General features: G+C 68.1%; 20 protein-coding genes. 9 read left to right on the top strand and 11 right to left on the bottom strand.

Annotation, left to right across the window (positions count from 1 at the left end):
* Position 1: 1 nt before the first annotated feature.
* Positions 2-490, bottom strand: a complete 489-nt coding sequence (locus OHB24_RS08195; protein WP_327638347.1) for a carboxymuconolactone decarboxylase family protein — start codon at positions 488-490, stop codon at positions 2-4.
* Between the two features lie 166 nt (positions 491-656).
* Here OHB24_RS08195 and OHB24_RS08190 point away from each other — a divergent pair, with 166 nt between their 5' ends.
* Complete coding sequence (locus tag OHB24_RS08190) at positions 657-1,541, top strand: RNA polymerase sigma-70 factor (protein WP_327638346.1); 885 nt, start codon at positions 657-659, stop codon at positions 1,539-1,541.
* On the opposite strand, the gene OHB24_RS08185 is transcribed toward OHB24_RS08190, so the two are convergent.
* From OHB24_RS08185 to OHB24_RS08175, 3 genes are all read right to left on the bottom strand, one after another.
* Positions 1,538-2,950 (bottom strand): serine hydrolase domain-containing protein, encoded by a 1,413-nt coding sequence (locus tag OHB24_RS08185; RefSeq protein WP_327638345.1) that lies wholly within the window; start codon positions 2,948-2,950, stop codon positions 1,538-1,540. The two genes, OHB24_RS08190 and OHB24_RS08185, sit on opposite strands and share 4 nt — an antisense overlap.
* 165 nt (positions 2,951-3,115) lie before the next feature.
* On the bottom strand, positions 3,116-3,505 hold the full coding sequence (locus OHB24_RS08180; protein WP_327638344.1) for a GNAT family N-acetyltransferase: 390 nt from the start codon (positions 3,503-3,505) through the stop codon (positions 3,116-3,118).
* A 284-nt stretch (positions 3,506-3,789) separates the two neighbouring features.
* Positions 3,790-4,752: a 2-hydroxyacid dehydrogenase gene (locus OHB24_RS08175; protein WP_327638343.1), complete on the bottom strand. Its 963-nt coding sequence runs from the start codon at positions 4,750-4,752 to the stop codon at positions 3,790-3,792.
* Positions 4,753-4,835: 83 nt separating this feature from the next.
* On the opposite strand from OHB24_RS08175, the gene OHB24_RS08170 reads away from it, so the two are divergent.
* Both OHB24_RS08170 and OHB24_RS08165 read left to right on the top strand, forming a co-directional pair.
* On the top strand, positions 4,836-5,840 hold the full coding sequence (locus tag OHB24_RS08170) for a magnesium and cobalt transport protein CorA (RefSeq protein WP_327638342.1): 1,005 nt from the start codon (positions 4,836-4,838) through the stop codon (positions 5,838-5,840).
* 44 nt (positions 5,841-5,884) lie between these two features.
* On the top strand, positions 5,885-6,301 hold the full coding sequence (locus OHB24_RS08165) for a VOC family protein (RefSeq protein WP_327638341.1): 417 nt from the start codon (positions 5,885-5,887) through the stop codon (positions 6,299-6,301).
* A 5-nt stretch (positions 6,302-6,306) separates the two neighbouring features.
* Here the strand turns inward: OHB24_RS08165 and OHB24_RS08160 are convergent, their stop codons facing one another.
* Positions 6,307-7,623, bottom strand: a complete 1,317-nt coding sequence (locus OHB24_RS08160; RefSeq protein ID WP_327638339.1) for a Gfo/Idh/MocA family protein — start codon at positions 7,621-7,623, stop codon at positions 6,307-6,309.
* Positions 7,624-7,701: 78 nt separating this feature from the next.
* Here OHB24_RS08160 and OHB24_RS08155 point away from each other — a divergent pair, with 78 nt between their 5' ends.
* The gene (locus OHB24_RS08155; RefSeq protein ID WP_327638338.1) at positions 7,702-8,661 is read left to right on the top strand and encodes a LacI family DNA-binding transcriptional regulator; all 960 of its coding nucleotides are present in this window, start codon (positions 7,702-7,704) and stop codon (positions 8,659-8,661) included.
* Here the strand turns inward: OHB24_RS08155 and OHB24_RS08150 are convergent.
* A complete protein-coding gene (locus tag OHB24_RS08150; protein WP_327638336.1) occupies positions 8,658-9,146 on the bottom strand; it encodes an Lrp/AsnC family transcriptional regulator in 489 nt (162 codons plus the stop codon). The genes OHB24_RS08155 and OHB24_RS08150 overlap by 4 nt on opposite strands.
* 120 nt (positions 9,147-9,266) lie before the next feature.
* Here OHB24_RS08150 and OHB24_RS08145 point away from each other — a divergent pair, with 120 nt between their 5' ends.
* From OHB24_RS08145 to OHB24_RS08135, 3 genes are read left to right on the top strand one after another with little or no spacing between them, the layout of a single operon-like run.
* Positions 9,267-10,355 carry a thiamine pyrophosphate-dependent dehydrogenase E1 component subunit alpha gene (locus tag OHB24_RS08145; protein ID WP_327638335.1) on the top strand — a complete coding sequence of 363 codons (1,089 nt, stop codon included), beginning with the start codon at positions 9,267-9,269 and terminating at the stop codon, positions 10,353-10,355.
* The gene (locus tag OHB24_RS08140; RefSeq protein ID WP_327638334.1) at positions 10,355-11,341 is read left to right on the top strand and encodes an alpha-ketoacid dehydrogenase subunit beta; all 987 of its coding nucleotides are present in this window, start codon (positions 10,355-10,357) and stop codon (positions 11,339-11,341) included. The genes OHB24_RS08145 and OHB24_RS08140 overlap by 1 nt, the downstream gene beginning before the upstream one ends.
* Positions 11,338-12,630, top strand: coding sequence for a dihydrolipoamide acetyltransferase family protein (locus OHB24_RS08135; RefSeq protein ID WP_327638333.1), 1,293 nt, complete (start codon positions 11,338-11,340; stop codon positions 12,628-12,630). The genes OHB24_RS08140 and OHB24_RS08135 overlap by 4 nt, the downstream gene beginning before the upstream one ends.
* On the opposite strand, the gene OHB24_RS08130 is transcribed toward OHB24_RS08135, so the two are convergent.
* Genes OHB24_RS08130 through OHB24_RS08115 form a run of 4 tightly spaced genes read right to left on the bottom strand, consistent with a single transcriptional unit; the run spans position 12,627 to position 15,748 of the window.
* Entirely contained in the window at positions 12,627-13,328 is a 702-nt protein-coding gene (locus tag OHB24_RS08130; protein WP_327638332.1) for a TetR/AcrR family transcriptional regulator, read from the bottom strand. The two genes, OHB24_RS08135 and OHB24_RS08130, sit on opposite strands and share 4 nt — an antisense overlap.
* A gap of 41 nt (positions 13,329-13,369) precedes the next feature.
* Positions 13,370-13,690 carry a hypothetical protein gene (locus OHB24_RS08125; RefSeq protein ID WP_327638331.1) on the bottom strand — a complete coding sequence of 107 codons (321 nt, stop codon included), beginning with the start codon at positions 13,688-13,690 and terminating at the stop codon, positions 13,370-13,372.
* A 13-nt stretch (positions 13,691-13,703) separates the two neighbouring features.
* Positions 13,704-14,534 (bottom strand): aldo/keto reductase, encoded by an 831-nt coding sequence (locus OHB24_RS08120; protein ID WP_442913987.1) that lies wholly within the window; start codon positions 14,532-14,534, stop codon positions 13,704-13,706.
* Entirely contained in the window at positions 14,531-15,748 is a 1,218-nt protein-coding gene (locus OHB24_RS08115; protein ID WP_327638329.1) for an MFS transporter, read from the bottom strand. The genes OHB24_RS08120 and OHB24_RS08115 overlap by 4 nt, the downstream gene beginning before the upstream one ends.
* Before the next feature lie 118 nt (positions 15,749-15,866).
* On the opposite strand from OHB24_RS08115, the gene OHB24_RS08110 reads away from it, so the two are divergent.
* A complete protein-coding gene (locus OHB24_RS08110) occupies positions 15,867-16,316 on the top strand; it encodes a MarR family winged helix-turn-helix transcriptional regulator (protein WP_327638328.1) in 450 nt (149 codons plus the stop codon).
* A gap of 1 nt (position 16,317) precedes the next feature.
* Complete coding sequence (locus OHB24_RS08105; RefSeq protein WP_238156904.1) at positions 16,318-16,506, top strand: DUF3099 domain-containing protein; 189 nt, start codon at positions 16,318-16,320, stop codon at positions 16,504-16,506.
* Here OHB24_RS08105 and OHB24_RS08100 read toward each other — a convergent pair.
* A complete protein-coding gene (locus tag OHB24_RS08100) occupies positions 16,456-17,364 on the bottom strand; it encodes a LysR family transcriptional regulator (protein WP_327638327.1) in 909 nt (302 codons plus the stop codon). The two genes, OHB24_RS08105 and OHB24_RS08100, sit on opposite strands and share 51 nt — an antisense overlap.
* Positions 17,365-17,424 lie beyond the last annotated feature (60 nt).

The raw sequence follows: 17,424 nt of genomic DNA, 5'->3' as shown, positions 1-17,424 counted from the left end.
ATCAGCTGTTGACAGCGGCCGCCATCAGGCCGGGCTCGTAGGAGCCGCCGAGCTGGTTGAGGGTGACGGCCATCCGGTTGGTCGCGTTGATCATGGCGATCAGCGTGACCAGCCCGATCAGCTGGTTCTCGTCGTAGTACTTCGCTGCGCGGGCCCACGTCTCGTCCGAGACGCCCTCGGACGCGTCGGCGAGCCGGGTCGCCTCCTCGGTCATCGCCAGCGCGGCCTGCTCCTCCTCGGTGAACACCGTCGAGTGACGCCAGCCCGCGACCAGGTTCAGGCGAGTCGTGGTCTCACCCTCGGCCGCAGCCTCCTTCGAGTGGATGTCGATGCAGTGTCCGCAGCCGTTGATCTGGCTGGCTCGGAGCATCACCAGGTTCTGGGTCGCTGTCGGCAGGCCGGTCTGCTGCAGCAGTGCATGGACCGCGAACAGCCGCTTCGCGAGCTTGCCGCCGAATTCGTTCTGCATCAGGTCGATACGGGGTTCCATCGTCGTGGTCCTCACTATGGGATCTACTGGATGAACACGAGATGCCGCCGGTGCGACTCCCGTGACGATCTGCGGACGTGACGAGCGCCATACCGCCAGAGATGTCACAGAATCCGGCCGAGCGGCATCTGGTGGGTGACACACGCGCGTACGAGGAGACCAGCTCATGACCGGTACGGACCGGGCCACCGAGGCCTTCGTTGCCCATCGCAACCTCCTGTTCACCGTCGCCTACGAACTCCTCGGCTCCGCCGCGGACGCCGAGGACGTACTGCAGGAGACCTGGCTGCGCTGGGTCAAGGTGGAGCTCGACACGGTCCAGGACCACCGCGCGTACCTGGTCCGGATCGCCAGCCGCCAGGCCCTCCAACGCCTCCGCACCCTCGGCCGCCGCAAGGAGTCGTACGTCGGCCCGTGGCTTCCCGAGCCGCTGCTCACCGCGCCGGACGTCGCCGAGGACGTCGAACTCGCGGACAGCGTCTCGATGGCGATGCTGCTCGTCCTCGAGACGCTCAAGCCGACCGAACGCGCCGTGTTCGTCCTCCGCGAGGTGTTCGGCCTCGACTACGACGAGATCGCCAAGGCCGTCGACAAGACCCCCGAGGCCGTCCGCCAGGTCGCCCACCGAGCCCGCTCCCACGTGGCCGCTCGCCGCCCGCGCGGCGTCGTCTCCGCCCACGAGACCCGCGACGCCCTGGAGGCGTTCCAGCGCGCCGTGAACACCGGAGACATCCAGGGCCTGGTCGACATCCTCGCCCCGGACGTGGTCTTCCTGGGCGACGGCGGCGGCGTGGTCCAGGCCCTCCCGCGGCCGGTCGTCGGCGCCGAGAAGGTCGCCCGTCTCCTCGCGCTGGCTGTAGAACGCCTCGCCGAGGGTTCCCTCGAGATCACCCAGATCAACGGGCAGCCAGCGTTGATCCTCCGCTTCACGGACGAGGTGGACACCGTCACCGTGCTCCACGTGGAAGACGGCAAGATCGCCGGGCTCTACGCCGTACGGAATCCGGCCAAGCTCGCCCGCCTCACGGAAGAGACCTTCCTGACCCGCTAGGAGACGTCGGGCCGGGTCATCAATGGCGACTGCACATGCAGCACCAGGTTGGGACCGGTCAGGGGCACGGTGTTCCAGGTCGCGACCGCGGTCCCCGCTTCTACTACCAGGCGGACCCGGTGTGGGGTGGTGATGACGAACAGCTCGGCGACGAACGTGTCGTCCTGCCAGGCGCCGGTCGCGACCACAGGACGGCCGAGCGGCGAGCTCTCCCGCCATTCGCCGTGACCGACCTCGAAGTCGAGAGGCCCGAGTCGCAGGCGCCATCCACCGTCCACGGGATCGACGGTCACGGCTGTTCCGTCGGGCAGCGGCGAGTCCGCGGCGGACCCGTCGAGGCTCGCCGTGACCGAACGCTGCGGTGCGGCCGAACCCGGCACGGGCGCAAACGACAACTGGCGCAGCCGATCGGCGAGGATCTCGTCGTCCCGGGTGCTTCCGGCGTCATCCAGGCCGGGCAGCAGACACTCCCGAACGGCGTTGGGCGTTACCCCTGACGGGCCATCGCCGGCCGTCACGGCGACGACCAGATCCTGCTCGGGATAGACCATGCACAGCTGCTCGAAGGAGCCGTAGCCGCGGTACCCGTCACGCGACATCCAGAACTGGTACCCGTATCCGGCGGTCGAGTCGGCGTCGAGCGAGCCGTCCGCCAATTGCAGGGTCTCGATGTGCCGGCTGGTCGCGAGCCGCACCCATTCGCGTGGGACGAGTTGGCGGTCGCGCCAGAGGCCGCCGCGGAGCAGCAGTTCGCCGAAGGCGGCGATGGCCTCGGTGGTGAGGTGCAGTCCGTGGAATCCGAACGCGGCGCCGCTCGCCACCCGGTCCCATTCCGCGTGGTCGATGCCCATCGGCTGGAAGATGCGCTCGTCGAGCAGTTCCGGGAGGCCGCGGCCCGTCACCCGTTCCACCATCCGGGCCAGGATGAACGTGGTCGAGTTGTCGTAGGTGTGCTTGGATCCCTCCGGCTCGGCGAACGGCGTACGGAGGAAGCCCTTCACCAGATCGCTCGGTTCGAGTCGCCAGGCCTCTGCGAGGCTGTCTTCGGCGTGGCCGGCCGTCATGGACAGCAGGTGGTGAACGGTGATCCGGCGGCCCTGCTCCGAGACGTCCGCGGGAACGTGGTCGGGCAACACGTCGACCAGCCGATCGTCCAGCGAAAGCAGCCCGTCGGCGATCGCGAGCCCGACAGCGATCGAGGTGAACGACTTGGTCAGCGAGTAGAGCAGGTGCGGGCGGTCGGCCGAGTACGGCGCCCACCAGCCTTCCGCGACGACGTGACCGCGGCGTACGACCATGATCGAGTGACACTCGACGGATTGCGCTTCGAGCTTGTCCAGCAACTCGACGATCGAACGGGCCGAAACGCCCGACGCGGTGGGCGTCGCGCGCGGCAACAGGTCAGGCATTCAGGAACCTTAACAACGCTGTGGGACGGTAGGCCTGTGCTTTTTCTAGCCCAGCTCCCGCGTCGGTGGGTGACCATCCAAGTTCCCGGCACGTACGCGGAGCGGATCCTCGGTACGTATGTCGGGTACGACGAGCTCCCGCCTACGCCCCCGACCACGCCGTGACTACAGCTGTTTGCGCAGCAGCGTGATGGTCGTTTCGTAGCGCGTGACGGATCCGTCCGGCGCGTCCACGTCCCACGAGCCGACCTCACTCCCGCTGACGACGTACCCAAGCCGCTCGTACAACCCCTGCGCCCGCGTACTCGCATCATCCACACCCAACTCGGCAAATGGCATCCCTCGCGCGCGGATCCGCTCCTCCAGCGCATGAATGAGAACCGTCCCGATCCCACACGACTGAAACGCCTCCACAACCGACAGTTGATTCAACGTCGCCCCACCCACCGGCTTCATATAGTCAACCGCCCCAAACCCCACCGGCACCCCCGAAGGCCCACACACCGCCAGATAGTCAGCCTCGCCGAGTTGAACCCGCTCCAGCTCCTTGCGCATAGCAACAACCTTCGTGGGTGGTTCCCCCAACCGGGGCAGGTCCGCCTCCGTCAGGTCACGAACCGTCAACGGAACAACAACCTCGTACATAACAACCCACCCTCCACCAGACCAACCGCCGCGGCGGTGCCGGGGCTGGTGTGGGCTGCGCGCTCGACAGGATGTGTCGGTCGGCTGGGTAGTGCACCTGAGCGTGAACGGGTCTGTGCGTACAGCGTCTCGCTGGTGCTCTACCTGTCGACCTTGCCGCTTACTCCGACCCGAACCAGGGTCGGCACGCACGCTTAGGGGAGTAGGGCGGTGGATTCGGGGACGGGGGTTACGGGGGTGCCTTTGGTTAGGTAGGTGGTGAGGTTTTGGACTACCAGGTTGGCCATGGCGGTGCGGGTGGGGATGGTGGCGGAACCTACGTGGGGGAGGAGGACGGTGTTGGGGAGGGTGAGGAGGTCGGGGTGGACCTTGGGCTCGTGTTCGAAGACGTCCAGGCCGGCGGCGTGGATGGTGTTCGTGCGGAGGGCGTCGACCAGAGCCTGTTCGTCGACGACAGTGCCGCGGGCGACGTTGATGACGATGCCGTCGGGGCCTAGCGCCTTCAGTACTTCGGCGTTGACGAGGTGGCGGGTGGTGTCGCCGCCGGGGATGACGATCATCAGTACGTCGACGTCGGCGGCCATCTCGACCAGCGACGGGTAGTACTGGTACGAGACGTCCTTCGGGCTGCGGTTGTGGTAGGCAACGGTGATGCCGAAGGGCTGGACGCGGTCGGCGATCGCCTGGCCGATGCGGCCGAGGCCGAGGATGCCCATCCGGCGGCCGTGCATGGTTGCGCGGGTCAACGGGTACGGGCCGCCGCCGTCCCACTTGCCGTCGCGGAGGTAGCGCTCGGCCTGCCCCAGTTCGCGGACCGTCATCAGCAGCAGACCGAGTGCGGTGTCGGCGACCTCGTCGTCCAGGACGCCGGGGGTGTTGGTGACGATGACGCCACGCTCTGCGGCGGCGGTCGCGTCGATCCGGTCGTAGCCGACGCCGAAGCTGGCGACCAGGCGGACCGCGGGCAGGCGGTCGAGGTACGGGCCGTCGATCGCCGTACCGCCCGTGGCGACGGCGACGATCTCGTCCTGGCGGGCCGCGAGTACGGCGTCGGGGTCGCTCTCTTCCCAGAGCCGGATCAGCTCGCAGTGACCGTCCAGCCCGGGGGCGACGGCTTCGTGCATCGGTCCTGGCATCAGTACGACTGGTAGTCCCATGCCTTCATCCTTGTCGACCGTCGGCGGCCGGGCCACTCTTGTCTCGGCGGCTGAAATGGTGACGATCAGGGGAGGAGGTCACCATGATCATCGACTGCGCTTACTACCGGGACGGAAAACGCCAGCACGTCGAGGCGATGTCGGTCGCGGACGCCGCCGCGAGTTGCCGGGCCGGCGGGTTCGTCTGGCTGGGGATGTACGAGCCCACGGCCGAGGAACTCACCGAGGTCCGGGAGAGTTTCGGCCTGCACGAGCTGGCCGTCGAGGATGCGCAAACGTTCCACCTCCGCCCCAAGGTCGAGCCGTACGAGGGCGACATCCGCCTCGTCATTCTTCGCACCGCCCGGTACGACGACGAGCGCGAGGAAGTGGACTTCGGCGAGGTCAGCGTCTTCGTCGGGCCGGCGTTCGTGATCACCGTCCGTCAGGGGGTGGCCAGTGACCTGCACGGCGCGCGGATCCGGCTCGAGCAGCGGCCAGAGCTACTGGAGTGCGGCACGAGTTCGGTGCTCTGGGCGATCCTCGACCAGGTCGTCGACGGCTACGGCCCGGTCGTCGCGGAACTGGAGCGGGACATCGAGGAGGTCGAGCGGACGGTGTTCGCCGGTTCGGTGGCCCCGACCGAGCGGATCTATTTCCTGCGCCGCGAGGTGACCGACTTCTACCGCGCCGTACATCCGCTGCTAGCAGTGCTAGCCACCTTGGAGCGCGGTGCCCGCGACACCGCCCTGCTGCCGTACTTCCGGGACGTGCACGACCACCTCGTCCTGGTGAACGAGGAGGTCGCCGCTCAACGTGACCTGCTTGCCACCGTCCTGGAGGCGAACATGGCGGTGATCGGTGTCGAGCAGACCAAGGTCAGCGTCCGGCAGAACGCGACGATCGAACAGCTCACGATCCTGGCCACGGTCTTCCTCCCGCTGACCTTCGTCACCGGCTTCTTCGGCCAGAACTTCGGCTGGCTCGTCGACCACATCGGAGCGGAATGGGACTTCCTCGCCCTGGGCATCGGCGGACTGCTGATCCCGTGCATCGCTCTCGCGATCTGGTTCCGCCGTCAACGAGCCGCACGACGAGAAGCCGCCTGAGGTAGCGGACACGACCTGTCCGCTACCTCAGCAATGCTGGTCGTATGACCAACACAGCGACGTTCCACGCGTACTTCAGCTACCGCGACGCCCCCGGCGCACTCCGCTGGCTCGAGAAGGCCTTCGGGTTCGAGACCACGATGGAGGTCCCGGACGCCAACGGCGGCATCATGCATTCGGAGATGCGGTACGGCGGGGTTTCGTTCACGCTGTTCTCCGACGAGGAGGGCTACGACAGGCCCGCCCGCAAGGGCGAGACCGTCGGCCATGGAATGTACGTCGCCTTCGACACCCAGGACGAGGTCGACGCCATCTTCACGAAGGCGACCGCGGCCGGCGCGGATCTGGTCTGGACACCCGAACTGACCGAGTGGGGCAACTACCGCTGCCGCGTCGCCGACCCCGAAGGCTACGAATGGACCTTCGGGACCCACCGCCCAGGCCAGCCCGCCGCCTGGTAAGTGTTCTAGGCGCCCCAGCCGCCGAGGTTGAGATCGGCGACGACGACCGGCTGGCCGCTGGCGAGTGACTGGTTGGCCGCGATGCCGACCGCGACGGCGCGGACGCCGTCGTTGACGTCGGCGGCGCGACCCAGCGGATCGTTGCCGGGGCCAACGAAGAGGTCGTTGTAGATCAGCTTGTCGCCGCCGCCGTGGCCGCCTTCGCCGCGGGGGATCTCGACCTCGACGGCCGGCGCCCAGTGCTTCTGCAGCACGAGCCGCTCGCCGTTGGTGCGGACGTCGCCGGCGATGACGCGGTCGGACGGGTAGCTCGGGTCGATCTGGTCGTCGACGACCGCGGCCCGTTCGACCACTTCCAGCTCGGCGCGGCCGAGGGTGCCGTTGACGGAGACGCGGTACCCCTCCCACGGCGAGTGCGCGTTCAGCGAGTAGCTGAGCCGCGCGCCGTTCGCGTACTCCGCGATCACGGACATGTTGTCCTCGATCGTGATCCCCGGAGCGAAGACGTCCTGGTCGCGCAGGTACCCGTCGTACTTCTCGTTCTCGTAGTACAACTGCCGGTTCGTGTCGTCGGTGCGCAGATCGAGCAGCCACGGGTCGTCGGCGGAACCGTCGATCGTGCCGCGCGCCGGACGCTCACCGAGGCCGCGGGCCGCCGCGTTCTCGGAGCCGTAGAAGGCGAGCCCGCCGGAGGCGAACACGCGGGTCGGCGTCGAGGCGATCCACCAGTTCACCAGGTCGAAGTGGTGGGACGCCTTGTGGACCAGCAGACCGCCGGAGTTCTTCTTCTCGCGGTGCCAGCGGCGGAAGTAGTCCGCGCCGTGCCGGGTGTCGAGCACCCACTGGAACTCGACGCTGGTGACCTGCCCGATCTCGCCGTCCTGGATCAGCTGCCGCAGCGCGCTGTTCCGCGGTGAGTAGCGGTAGTTGAACGTGACGACGACGGACTTGCCCGACTCGTTCATCGCGTCGACGATCTGCCGGGTCCCGTCCGCGTCGATGGTCAGCGGCTTCTCGACGATCACGTCCGCCCCGGCGCGCAGCAGCCGCGACACGACCGCCGCGTGCGTGTAGTCGGGGCTGGTCACGACGACGCGGTCGACGGCCTGCTCCTTGACCATCCGCTCCAGGTCCTCGGCGCCGTACTGCGGGAGCTCGGGGCCGCCGAGCTCGGTCAGCTTGCCCTGGTGGAACGCCAGCCGGCCCGGGTTCGAGTCGAGCAGGGCGACCAGCTCCGCCTCCTCGGGGTGCTCCTGGAGGATCGCGCGGATGTACGACTGCGCTCGTGAACCGGTCCCGGCGACTGCATAGCGTCTGGCCACGGTGGACTCCTTCTACTCGTGTAGACACAGACGCTAGCAATCGCTTTCCAGACCGGTCAACCGTCGTACCATCACTGCATGCCCAAGGATCCGGTGACCCGCAACGACGTGGCGGAGTACGCCGGAGTCAGCACGGCCGTCGTCAGCTACGTCGTGAACGAGGGCCCGCGGAAAGTCGCGCCGGGGACCCGTGAGCGGGTGCTCGACGCGATCCGCGCGCTCGGGTACCGGCCGAACGCGACCGCGCGGGCGTTGCGAATGGGTACGACGCGGACGTTCGGGCTGATCACACCGGACGGGGGCAACCCGCTGTTCGCGGAGCTCGCGAAGGCGATCGACCGGGAGGCGGCGGCGCGCGGGTACGTCGTACTGCAGACGAGCGCCGACGGGGACCCGGTCACCGAGAGCGCGAAGATCGCCGAGCTGCTCACGCGCCAGGTCAGCGGGCTCGTGCTGGTGGCGCCGACCGCGGACCCGTCGCTGGACGACGTCGAGGTCCCGGTGATCGCGATCAACCGGGTCCTGCCGACGGTCAGCTCGGTGCGGCCGGCGTACCGCGAGGGTGCCCAGGCGGGGGTCGAGCACCTCATTTCGCATGGGCATCGCGTGATCGGTCTGGTGATCGGTGGCGCGGGCCACCCGGAACGCGAGCTCGGCTGGCGCGACGCGCTGACCGCCGCAGGTCTTCCCGAGGGGCCGATCGCGCGGGCGAAGTTCTCCCGCGAGGGCGGTTACCGTGCCGCGCAAACCCTGCTCCAAGCTGAGCCCACCGCGATCTTCGCGAGCTCCGACCTGCAAGCGATCGGCGTACTGCGGGCACTCCATGAGGCTGGTGTGCGCGTGCCAGAAGACGTGGCGGTGGCTGCCTTCGATGGCACTCCTGAGACGGAGTACACCTGGCCGCCGTTGACCGTCGTACGCCAACCCGTGGAGCTGGTGGCGCGCGAGGCCGTGCGCCGGCTGATCGACGGCGAGGACTCGATGGAGGCCCTGACCGTCCCGACCGAACTGATCCTGCGCAGATCCTGCGGCTGCTAGAGCGTCCCGACGTCCTCGAAGATCAGCGCCGTGCGGGTCGCGAGGACCTCGGGGATCGCCTGGAGCCTCTCCAGGACGAGGCGGCGGAGGCCCTCGTTGTCGGCGGCGCGGACCAGCAGGATCGCGTCGAAGTCGCCGCCGACCAGCGCCATGTGCTTGATCTCCGGGATCGCCTGGAGCTGCTTGCGTAGGGTCCGCCAGGAGCTCTGTCGGAGACTGAGGGTGACGTACGCCGACGTTGCCAGGCCGAGTCTGAGCGGGTCGACGGTGACCGTGAAACCGGTGATCACACCGGTGTTCGTGAGCCGTTCGACGCGGGCGTACGCGTTCGCGCGGGAGATGTGCACCTCGTCGGCGAGGGCCCGGATCGACAGCCGTCCGTCCCGCCCGAGCGCCTCGATGATCTGCCGATCGATCTCGTCGAGCGCTGGAGCCACGACAATCTGTCCAGGACCGGCCCGGTGGACGATCACCTCGTCGGACATTCGCACGACCTCCTCGGCTCGGGTGCAGGCCAAACGTCTCTCAATAATTCCAGCTATAGATCCACTTGGCCAGGAGGGACGACGATGTGGCTACCGTCCGTCTCCTGCGCTGGAGGGTCCATGACCACCGTCGAGGAGCATTTGCTCCCCTCCGCGGAACCCGTCTGTCTGATCGATCAGAACGGCGTACCGCACGACCATCCGTCGTACCGGCTGCCCACCAAGGAAGCCCTGCTCGACGGCTACACACAGTTGATCCGGGGCCGCCGGTTCAACGACCAAGCGAGCGCACTGGTCCGCCAGGGCCGGCTCGCGGTCTACCCGTCGTCCTTCGGTCAGGAGGCCTGTCAGCTCGCGGCCACGATGGTCCTGCGCGAGGGCGACTGGCTGTTCCCGACGTACCGCGACTCGGTGTCGATCATGAGCCGGGGCGTCGATCCGATCGAGACGCTGACGCTGCTCCGCGGCGACTGGCACTCGGGCTACGACCCGTACGAGCACAAGGTCGCGCCGCAGGCGACCCCGCTCGCGACCCAGCTCCCGCACGCGGTCGGTGTCGCGCACGCGGCCCGGCTGAAGGGCGAGGACACGGTCGTGATGGCGCTCGTCGGCGACGGCGGCACCAGCGAGGGCGACTTCCACGAGGCCCTCAACTTCGCGGCGGTCTTCCAGGCGCCGGTCGTGTTCTTCATCCAGAACAACGAGTACGCGATCTCCGTGCCGCTCGCCAGGCAGAGCGCCGCGCCGTCCCTTGCGCACAAGGGCATCGGGTACGGCGTACCGGGCGAACGCGCCGACGGGAACGATCTCGCCGGCCTCCTCGCCGTTCTTGGACAGGCTGTAAACAATGCACGTGCAGGTGAAGGGCCGCAGCTCATCGAGGCGCACACGTATCGCGTGCAGGCGCACACCAACGCGGACGACGCGTCCCGGTACCGCCAGGACGACGAGGTCACCCCGTGGCTGGACCGCGATCCGATCGAGCGCCTCACGACGTACCTCGAGCAGCAGGGCTGGCTGAACGACGACATTCGGGCGACTGCCGAGGCCGGCGCCGTCCAGGTCGCCGCGCAGTTGCGTGACGGGCTGATGCCGGAGCCGGAGGTCGATCCGGCGGATCTGTTCGCCCACCTGTACGCCGGGGAGACGCAGCAGCTGCGGGAGCAGTCCGCGTTCCTCCGCGACGAGCTCGCCCGCGAGGAGGCCTGATGACGCACGTGAAGATCTCGATGGCGCAGGCGCTCAACCAGGCGCTGCGGGACGCGATGACGGCCGATGAGTCGGTAGTGATGTTCGGTGAGGACGTCGGCGCGCTCGGCGGCGTCTTCCGGATCACCGACGGGCTGACCGCGGAGTTCGGCGACAAGCGGTGCTTCGACACTCCGCTGGCCGAGGCCGGCATCGTCGGCATGGCGGTCGGGATGGCGATGAACGGGATGCGCCCGGTGGTCGAGATGCAGTTCGACGCGTTCGGGTACCCGGCGTTCGAGCAGGTCGTCTCGCACGTCGCCAAGATGCGCAACCGGACCCGCGGCCGCGTGCAGCTGCCGATGGTGATCCGGATTCCATATGGCGGAGGCATCGGCGGGGTCGAGCATCACAGCGACTCGTCGGAGAGCTACTTCGCGCACACGCCCGGGCTGACCGTGGTGACGCCGGCAACGGTTGCGGACGCGTACGGGTTGTTGCGTAGGGCAATCGAGTTTCCGGATCCGGTTGTTTTCATGGAGCCGAAGAAGCTCTACTGGGCCAAGGAAGAGGTCGACCTCACCGAGTCGCAGCCGGGGATCGGCACGGCCGTCGTACGTCGGGACGGCGCAGACGCCACGTTGATTGCCTACGGTCCGGCGCTTCCGGTCGCGCTGGAGGCGGCCGAGGTCGCCGCGGCCGAGGGGCGACAGCTGACGGTGGTGGATCTGCGGTCGGTGGTCCCGTTCGACGACGAGACGGTGTGCGCGGCGGTACGGCGTACCGGACGGGCTGTCGTGGTGGCCGAGGCCAGCGGGTTCGCCAGTGTGTCGTCGGAGATCGTTGCCCGGGTCACCGAGAAGTGCTTCCACTCGCTGGCCGCACCGGTGCGGCGGGTGACCGCGTTCGACATTCCGTTCCCGCCGCCGAAGCTGGAGAAGTACCAGCTGCCGAGCGTCGACCGGATCCTCGACGCGGTCGACGACCTGCAGTGGGAGGACTCGTGAACACGTTCCTTCTCCCGGATCTCGGTGAGGGCCTGACCGAGGCCGAGATCGTCCGGTGGCTCGTGAAGGTCGGCGATGTGGTCGCCGTCGACACTCCGATTGCCGAGGTCGAGACTGCGAAGTCGATCGTCGAGCTGCCGTGTCCGTATGCCGGGGTGATCGAGGAATTGCACGGTGAGGCTGGTACTACGGTCCCGGTTGGCAAGCCGCTCATCACGGTGGGGGATCCGGACGGCGCGGCGTACCGCGCTGAGGAGCGGGCGGGGTCGGGGAACGTGCTGGTCGGCTATGGAACTTCCGAGTCTGCCGGGGCGGGGCGTCGTAGGCGGCCTCGGGTTTCCGGAACAAATGTTGCGCCTGCTGCGGAAAAGGTTCCGGAAAGACGCGTTCCGCTGGTCATTTCCCCCTTGGTACGCCGGTTGGCGCGGGACGCTGAGGTCGACCTGCGCGCGCTGACGGGCTCAGGCCCCGACGGCCTGATCGTCCGCCGCGACGTCGAACTGGCAATCGCCCGCCGCATGCAAACGGAGCACGCGCCCACCGCAACACCCGCCGCGGCGCAGCCCGCCCTGCCCCAAGCTTCTGTAGTGCAGTTGGCTGAGCTGCGGCGTACTCCTATGAGTGGGTTCCGCAAGGCTGTGATCGCCACCCTCAGCCGTAGTCGGGCCGAGATCCCCGAGGCGACCACCTGGGTCGACGTGGACGCGACCGCCCTGATCGACCTCCGCGAGTCGTTGCGCTCGGCAACGGATCCCGGACCGGGCCTGCTCGCGCTGATGGCGCGATTCGTGGTCGCCGGACTGCTGAAGTATCCAGAGCTCAACGGGTACGTCGACACCGAGCGCGAGGAACTCGTCCAGTACGACGGCGTGAACCTCGGTGTTGCGGCGCAGACGGATCGCGGTCTCATGGTCCCGGCGGTCGCGGGCGCTCACGCACTGACGACGCGCGGTCTGGACGCCGAGATCCGCCGCCTGACCGCGTCGGCGCGGGACGGTCGGCTGACTCAGCAGGAGCTGACGTGCGGGACGTTCACGTTGAACAACTACGGGAGCTTCGGGGTCGACGGCAGCGCGGCGATCATCAACCATCCGCAGGTCGCGATCCTCGGCGTCGGCCGGATCATCGACCGTCCGTGGGTGGTCGACGGCGAGCTCGCGATCCGCAAGCTGACCCAGTTGTCGCTGGTGTTCGACCACCGCGTGTGCGACGGCGGCACGGCGGCCGCCTTCCTCCGCTTCGTCGCCGACGCCTTCGAAAACCCCGCATCGGCCTTCGCTGATCTCTAGGAAATCTGACGTGGTCGGAGGCCGACCAGGATGACCCGTAGCCCGGAGGTGAAGCGTGCCTCCGGGCCGGCGGTGCTTTCGCGGTTGAGGTACGCGGCGAGGTGCGCGGCGTCGACCCCCATCCGGTCCGCCGACTTGGCCGCCCAGCGCAGTTCGTTGAGCCCGCTTCGCCGTACGACCGACAGCCACGCGGAGTCGGTCACCGCCGACCCGATCAGGTAGTGGAAGATCGCCGACACCGCCGAGTCCAGGTGCGTGCCCTTGAAGCCGGCGTCGTTGAGGATGGACTGCACCCGCTCGGTCAGCGCCTGGTAGTTCGGCCCGAGCCCGGCGTGCGTCGGGAGCAGTTGCGCGGCCCACGGATGCTCCCACAACGCCTGGTACGCCGCCTGCACGACAGCAGTCACCTGCTCCCGCCAGTCGCCCTCGGCAGGGATCAGCGCGTCGCCGAGCACCGTGTCGACGACGAGCTCGAGCAGGTCGTTCTTGGTCGCGATCCGCCAGTACAGCGCGGACGTCGCCGCAGTACCCAGCTCAGCCGCCATCACCCGCATCGAGAACGTGTCGAGCCCGTCGCGATCAAGCACCCGGATCGCCGCCGCGACGATGTCCTCCCTGCTCAGCCGGCTCCTCGTCGCCTCCGGCTCGTCCCGCAACCACACCGATCCCAGCACCGTCCGCCGATCCGCTTCCCGCACTAAAACAGTGTGTCACAACCGAGAACACTGTTTCATCGCGGTCACGGGCGTATCTGCCGGCCTAGCGTGAGGCGCTCGCGGAACCACGGGTGGAAGTCGGGCTGATCGTCGTACCGGACCGCCAACGTGCAGAGGTGCCGGCAGGGCCAGTCCTCGATCCAGGAGGTGCCGTAGGCGGGCTTGCCGGGCTCCGAGGGGTCCTTCGTGCAGGAGGCGCAGCCCTCGCGGTAGTCGCTGCGCTCTTCGCCGGCGCGGTCAGGCGGTTGGTAGAGGTAGCGGAAGCGCTTCGCCTGATGCTCGTCGAGCTGGTCCCACTCCTCTTCCGGGAGGTTCAGGAGGAGGAACTCGACGAGGTCGCTCATTCCCCGATCGTAGTCAGGCGACGTTGAAGGTGTCGGGGTCCGGGCCGGTGCGTTCGTGGCGGTGGAGGGTGCTGATGGTGGTGAGGTCGTCTTCGGTGAGGGTGAAGTCGAAGACGTTCAGGTTCTCGCGGATGCGGGACGGGGTGACGGACTTCGGGATGACGATGGTGCCGAGCTGCAGGTGCCAGCGGAGCACGATCTGGGCCGGCGTGCGGTCGTAAAGCGTTGCCAGCTTGGCGACCTCGGGCTCGTCGAGCAGCGTGCCGCCCTTCGCCAGCGGGCTCCAGGCCTCGGTGCGGATGCCGAAGTCAGCGCCGTACGTGCGCACCTCGTCCTGCCGCAGGTAGGGATGCAGCTCGACCTGGTTGACGGCCGGAGTGATGCGGGCGGACTGCGCGAGACGGTCCAGGTGCTCCGGCTGGAAGTTGGACACACCGATCGCGCGGACGCGACCGTCGGCGTACAGGCTCTCCAGAGCACGCCAGCTGTCGACGTACAGGTCGCGTGCTGGGGTCGGCCAGTGGATGAGGTACAGGTCCAGGTACTCCAGGCCCAGCAAGGACAGGCTCTGGTCGAACGCCTTCAGGGTGGAGTCGTAGCCCTGGTCCGCGTTCCACAGCTTGGTGGTGATGAACAGGTCGCTCCGGTCGATTCCGGAAGCAGCGAGCGCCTGCCCGACACCTGCCTCGTTCTGGTACGCCGCTGCAGTGTCGATACTGCGGTAGCCGGCCTCGAGCGCATGCGTCACGGCAGCAGCCGTTTCGTCGTTCGGGACCTGGAAGACGCCGTACCCGAGCTGAGGCATCTCGACGTCGTTGTTGAGCTTCACGGTGGGGATCATCAGTGGCTTCCTTCAAGGACGAGTGCGGGGACCTGGCTGGTGTGACGGCGGTCCAGCAGGCCGGAGACGAGTGCGACGAGCAGGCCGGCAACCGCCAGTGCAGCGCCGACCCAGTTGGGTGCGGTGTAGCCGAGACCGCGCTCGATGGTGAGTCCACCGAGGTACGCGCCGGCAGCGTTACCGAGGTTGAACGCGGCGATGTTGGCCGCGGACGCCAGCGCCGGAGCGCCCTTCGCCTTGTCCATCACTCGCTTCTGCAGCGGAGCGACAGTGGCGAACCCAGCGGCACCGAAGAGCGCGATAGTCACAGTAGACGGGAGCTTGGCGTGCGCAGTGAACACGAAGACGACCAGTACGGCGGCCAGTAGCGCCAGGATCAGGTAAAGACTCGGCATGAGCGAGCGGTCCGCTGCTCTACCGCCCAGCAGGTTGCCCACGACGAGCCCACCGCCGAACAGCACCAGCAGCCAGGTCACCGCACCGGCGGAGAATCCTGCAACCTCGGTCATCATCGGTGCGATGTAGGTGAACGACGCAAACACCCCAGCGAAGCCCAGCGCGGTCATTGCCAGCGCCAGCCACACCTGCAGGTTCTTGAACACAGCCAGCTCGCTGCGCAGACCAGGACCTTCCGCAGTGTCCTGCCGCGGCACCAGGAACACGATGCCGAGCAACCCGATCACACCGAGCGCAGTCACCGCCCAGAACGTCGACTGCCAGCCGAACTGCTGACCGAGCGCGGTCCCACCCGGTACGCCGAGCACGTTGGCGACCGTCAGCCCGGTGAACATCAACGCGATCGCACTCGCCTGCTTCGCCTTCGGGACCAGCGACGCCGCGACCACAGACCCGACGCCGAAGAACGCGCCGTGGGACAGCGCCGCCACGATCCGCCCGGTCATCAGAACGCCGTACGACGGAGCGAGCGCGGAGACCAGGTTGCCGGCGATGAAGACGCCCATCAGCGCGATCAGCACGGTCTTGCGGGAGACCTTGGAGCCGATCGCGGTGAGCAGCGGGGCGCCGACCACGACCCCCAGCGCGTAGCCGGAGATGAGCAGTCCGGCGGACGGGATGCTGACGCCGAAGTCGGTGGCGACCTCGGGCAGCAGCCCCATGATGACGAATTCGGTGGTCCCGATCCCGAACGCACCGATCGCAAGAGCCAGAAGAGCAACCCCTCGCTTCGCTCGGGGGTTGGGTGGGCTCGCTGGCATGACGCTCCTTCGAAGGTAAGCTGATGACTATTACCGGCGTGCGCGATAGTTGCACACGCGGGCTATTGCACAAGCGCTATGATTGCGCATGCAAGAGTGAAGTTCAAGTGGAGGTGTCGTGGGACTGCCGGATGACGCCGCGGAGGCGCGGGCGCAGGGGTGGCGAACCCTGGCGGCGCTGCATGCCCGGATCGAGGACGAGCTGGAGCGCGCGCTGCAGAAGCAGCACGGGCTGTCGGTGAGTGAGTACAGCGTGCTGGACGTGCTGGCGCGGCAGGACGACTACCACCTGCGGATGAACCAGCTGTCGAGCGCGGTGGTGCTCAGCCAATCCGCCACTACCCGCCTGGTCAACCGGCTGGAGGACCGCAAGCTGCTGCAGCGGTACCTGTGCCCGACGGACCGGCGTGGCATCTACACCGAGGTCACCGAGGCCGGCCGCGAGCTGCTCGACCAGGCACAGCCGACCCATGACGCCGTACTGACGTCTGCGTTGGAGCGTGCCGCCGAGCTACCTGAGCTGTCCCCGCTGGTCACCGCGCTGGGGAAGCTCCCGCTGACGGTGTGACATGGCCCGCCGCTACGACAATCGCAAGCTCTACTACTGGCTGATGGGCAGCTGCCTGGCCCTCATCGGCCTGGCGTGGTTCGTCGTGCGCCTGTTCTCGATCCCTGCAGCCGTCGGGATGAGCGCAGTCGCCGCCGTACTACCTCCGATCGCCGTCATCGTCGCCAACTGGGGCCACGACAAGCGCTGATCGCAGCAGTACGTCGATGAAGGCGGCGGCGAGTGGATCTGGTTCGCCGCGCGTGTACGCCGTGAGCGTCCGACGTACCGCCGGCTCCGGATGCAGGATGTGGCCGTCGAAGTCCTTCGGCAGGATGTTGTCGGGGACCAAGGCGGGTCCGAGACCTGCCGCGGCCAGTGCGGGCGCGGCGGCGGTCTGTTCGGTCCGTACGGCGATGCGCGGCTCGAATCCTGCTTGTGCGCAAGCGTTGTCGAGGACGTCGGCGAGGCCGTGACCTGGTGCGTAGTGGACCCAGGAACGGTCCGCGAGGTCCTGCAGTTTGACCGTGTCTCCGGTCGCGGCGGCATCGTCGGCGGCGACCACGACGACGAGTTCTTCGGTGCCGAGCACGCGCGTGACGCCGGACCAGTTCGCAGGCTGGGGCCCGACGGCGAGGTCCGCTTCGCCGGCGTTCATCGCGTCGACGAGCTCGTCGGTATGCCGGTGCTCGAACAGGCGGATGCCGACGTTCGGGCGGGTCCGTCGCCACTCGCGGAGCGCAGACGGCAGCACGCCGAGCGTGATCGAGTAGAGCGTCGCGATCTGCAGCTCCCCGACCTCGAGTCCGGCGGCTTGCCGAGCTGCGCAGCGAGCCCGTTCCGCGTCGGCCAGGGCGGCGCGAGCATGCGGGAGCATCGCGCGGCCCGTTGGGGTGAGGCGGAGGCCGCGGGGGAGCCGCTCGAGCAGCGGTCCGCCGGCCGAACGTTCGAGGGTGCGGATCTGGTGGGAGAGCGCGGGCTGGGTGACGTGGAGGAGCTCGGCGGCCTTGGTGAACGAGCCCTGGTCGACCACGGTGACGAGGTACTCGAGCTGCCTGAGCGTTGCCATGTCCTCAGCTTATGGCTTCGGTGAAAACTATGCCTTGGATTTATCTCCACAGGTCAGCAA

The organism is Kribbella sp. NBC_00482, from assembly GCF_036013725.1.
Lineage (GTDB): Bacteria > Actinomycetota > Actinomycetes > Propionibacteriales > Kribbellaceae > Kribbella.
The sequence above is the reverse complement of the archived record's forward strand: the minus strand, read 5'-3'. Positions and strand labels throughout refer to the sequence as shown.

Coding starts and splice junctions, on each gene's coding strand:
- OHB24_RS08195 (WP_327638347.1), bottom strand. CDS start 490: ATGGAACCCCGTATCGACCTGATGCAGAACGAATTCGGCGGCAAGCTC.
- OHB24_RS08145 (WP_327638335.1), top strand. CDS start 9,267: ATGACCACCGTCGAGGAGCATTTGCTCCCCTCCGCGGAACCCGTCTGT.
- OHB24_RS08155 (WP_327638338.1), top strand. CDS start 7,702: ATGCCCAAGGATCCGGTGACCCGCAACGACGTGGCGGAGTACGCCGGA.
- OHB24_RS08105 (WP_238156904.1), top strand. CDS start 16,318: ATGGCCCGCCGCTACGACAATCGCAAGCTCTACTACTGGCTGATGGGC.
- OHB24_RS08115 (WP_327638329.1), bottom strand. CDS start 15,748: ATGCCAGCGAGCCCACCCAACCCCCGAGCGAAGCGAGGGGTTGCTCTT.
- OHB24_RS08100 (WP_327638327.1), bottom strand. CDS start 17,364: ATGGCAACGCTCAGGCAGCTCGAGTACCTCGTCACCGTGGTCGACCAG.
- OHB24_RS08140 (WP_327638334.1), top strand. CDS start 10,355: ATGACGCACGTGAAGATCTCGATGGCGCAGGCGCTCAACCAGGCGCTG.
- OHB24_RS08185 (WP_327638345.1), bottom strand. CDS start 2,950: ATGCCTGACCTGTTGCCGCGCGCGACGCCCACCGCGTCGGGCGTTTCG.
- OHB24_RS08150 (WP_327638336.1), bottom strand. CDS start 9,146: ATGTCCGACGAGGTGATCGTCCACCGGGCCGGTCCTGGACAGATTGTC.
- OHB24_RS08190 (WP_327638346.1), top strand. CDS start 657: ATGACCGGTACGGACCGGGCCACCGAGGCCTTCGTTGCCCATCGCAAC.
- OHB24_RS08180 (WP_327638344.1), bottom strand. CDS start 3,505: ATGCGCAAGGAGCTGGAGCGGGTTCAACTCGGCGAGGCTGACTATCTG.
- OHB24_RS08170 (WP_327638342.1), top strand. CDS start 4,836: ATGATCATCGACTGCGCTTACTACCGGGACGGAAAACGCCAGCACGTC.
- OHB24_RS08165 (WP_327638341.1), top strand. CDS start 5,885: ATGACCAACACAGCGACGTTCCACGCGTACTTCAGCTACCGCGACGCC.
- OHB24_RS08175 (WP_327638343.1), bottom strand. CDS start 4,752: ATGGGACTACCAGTCGTACTGATGCCAGGACCGATGCACGAAGCCGTC.
- OHB24_RS08125 (WP_327638331.1), bottom strand. CDS start 13,690: ATGAGCGACCTCGTCGAGTTCCTCCTCCTGAACCTCCCGGAAGAGGAG.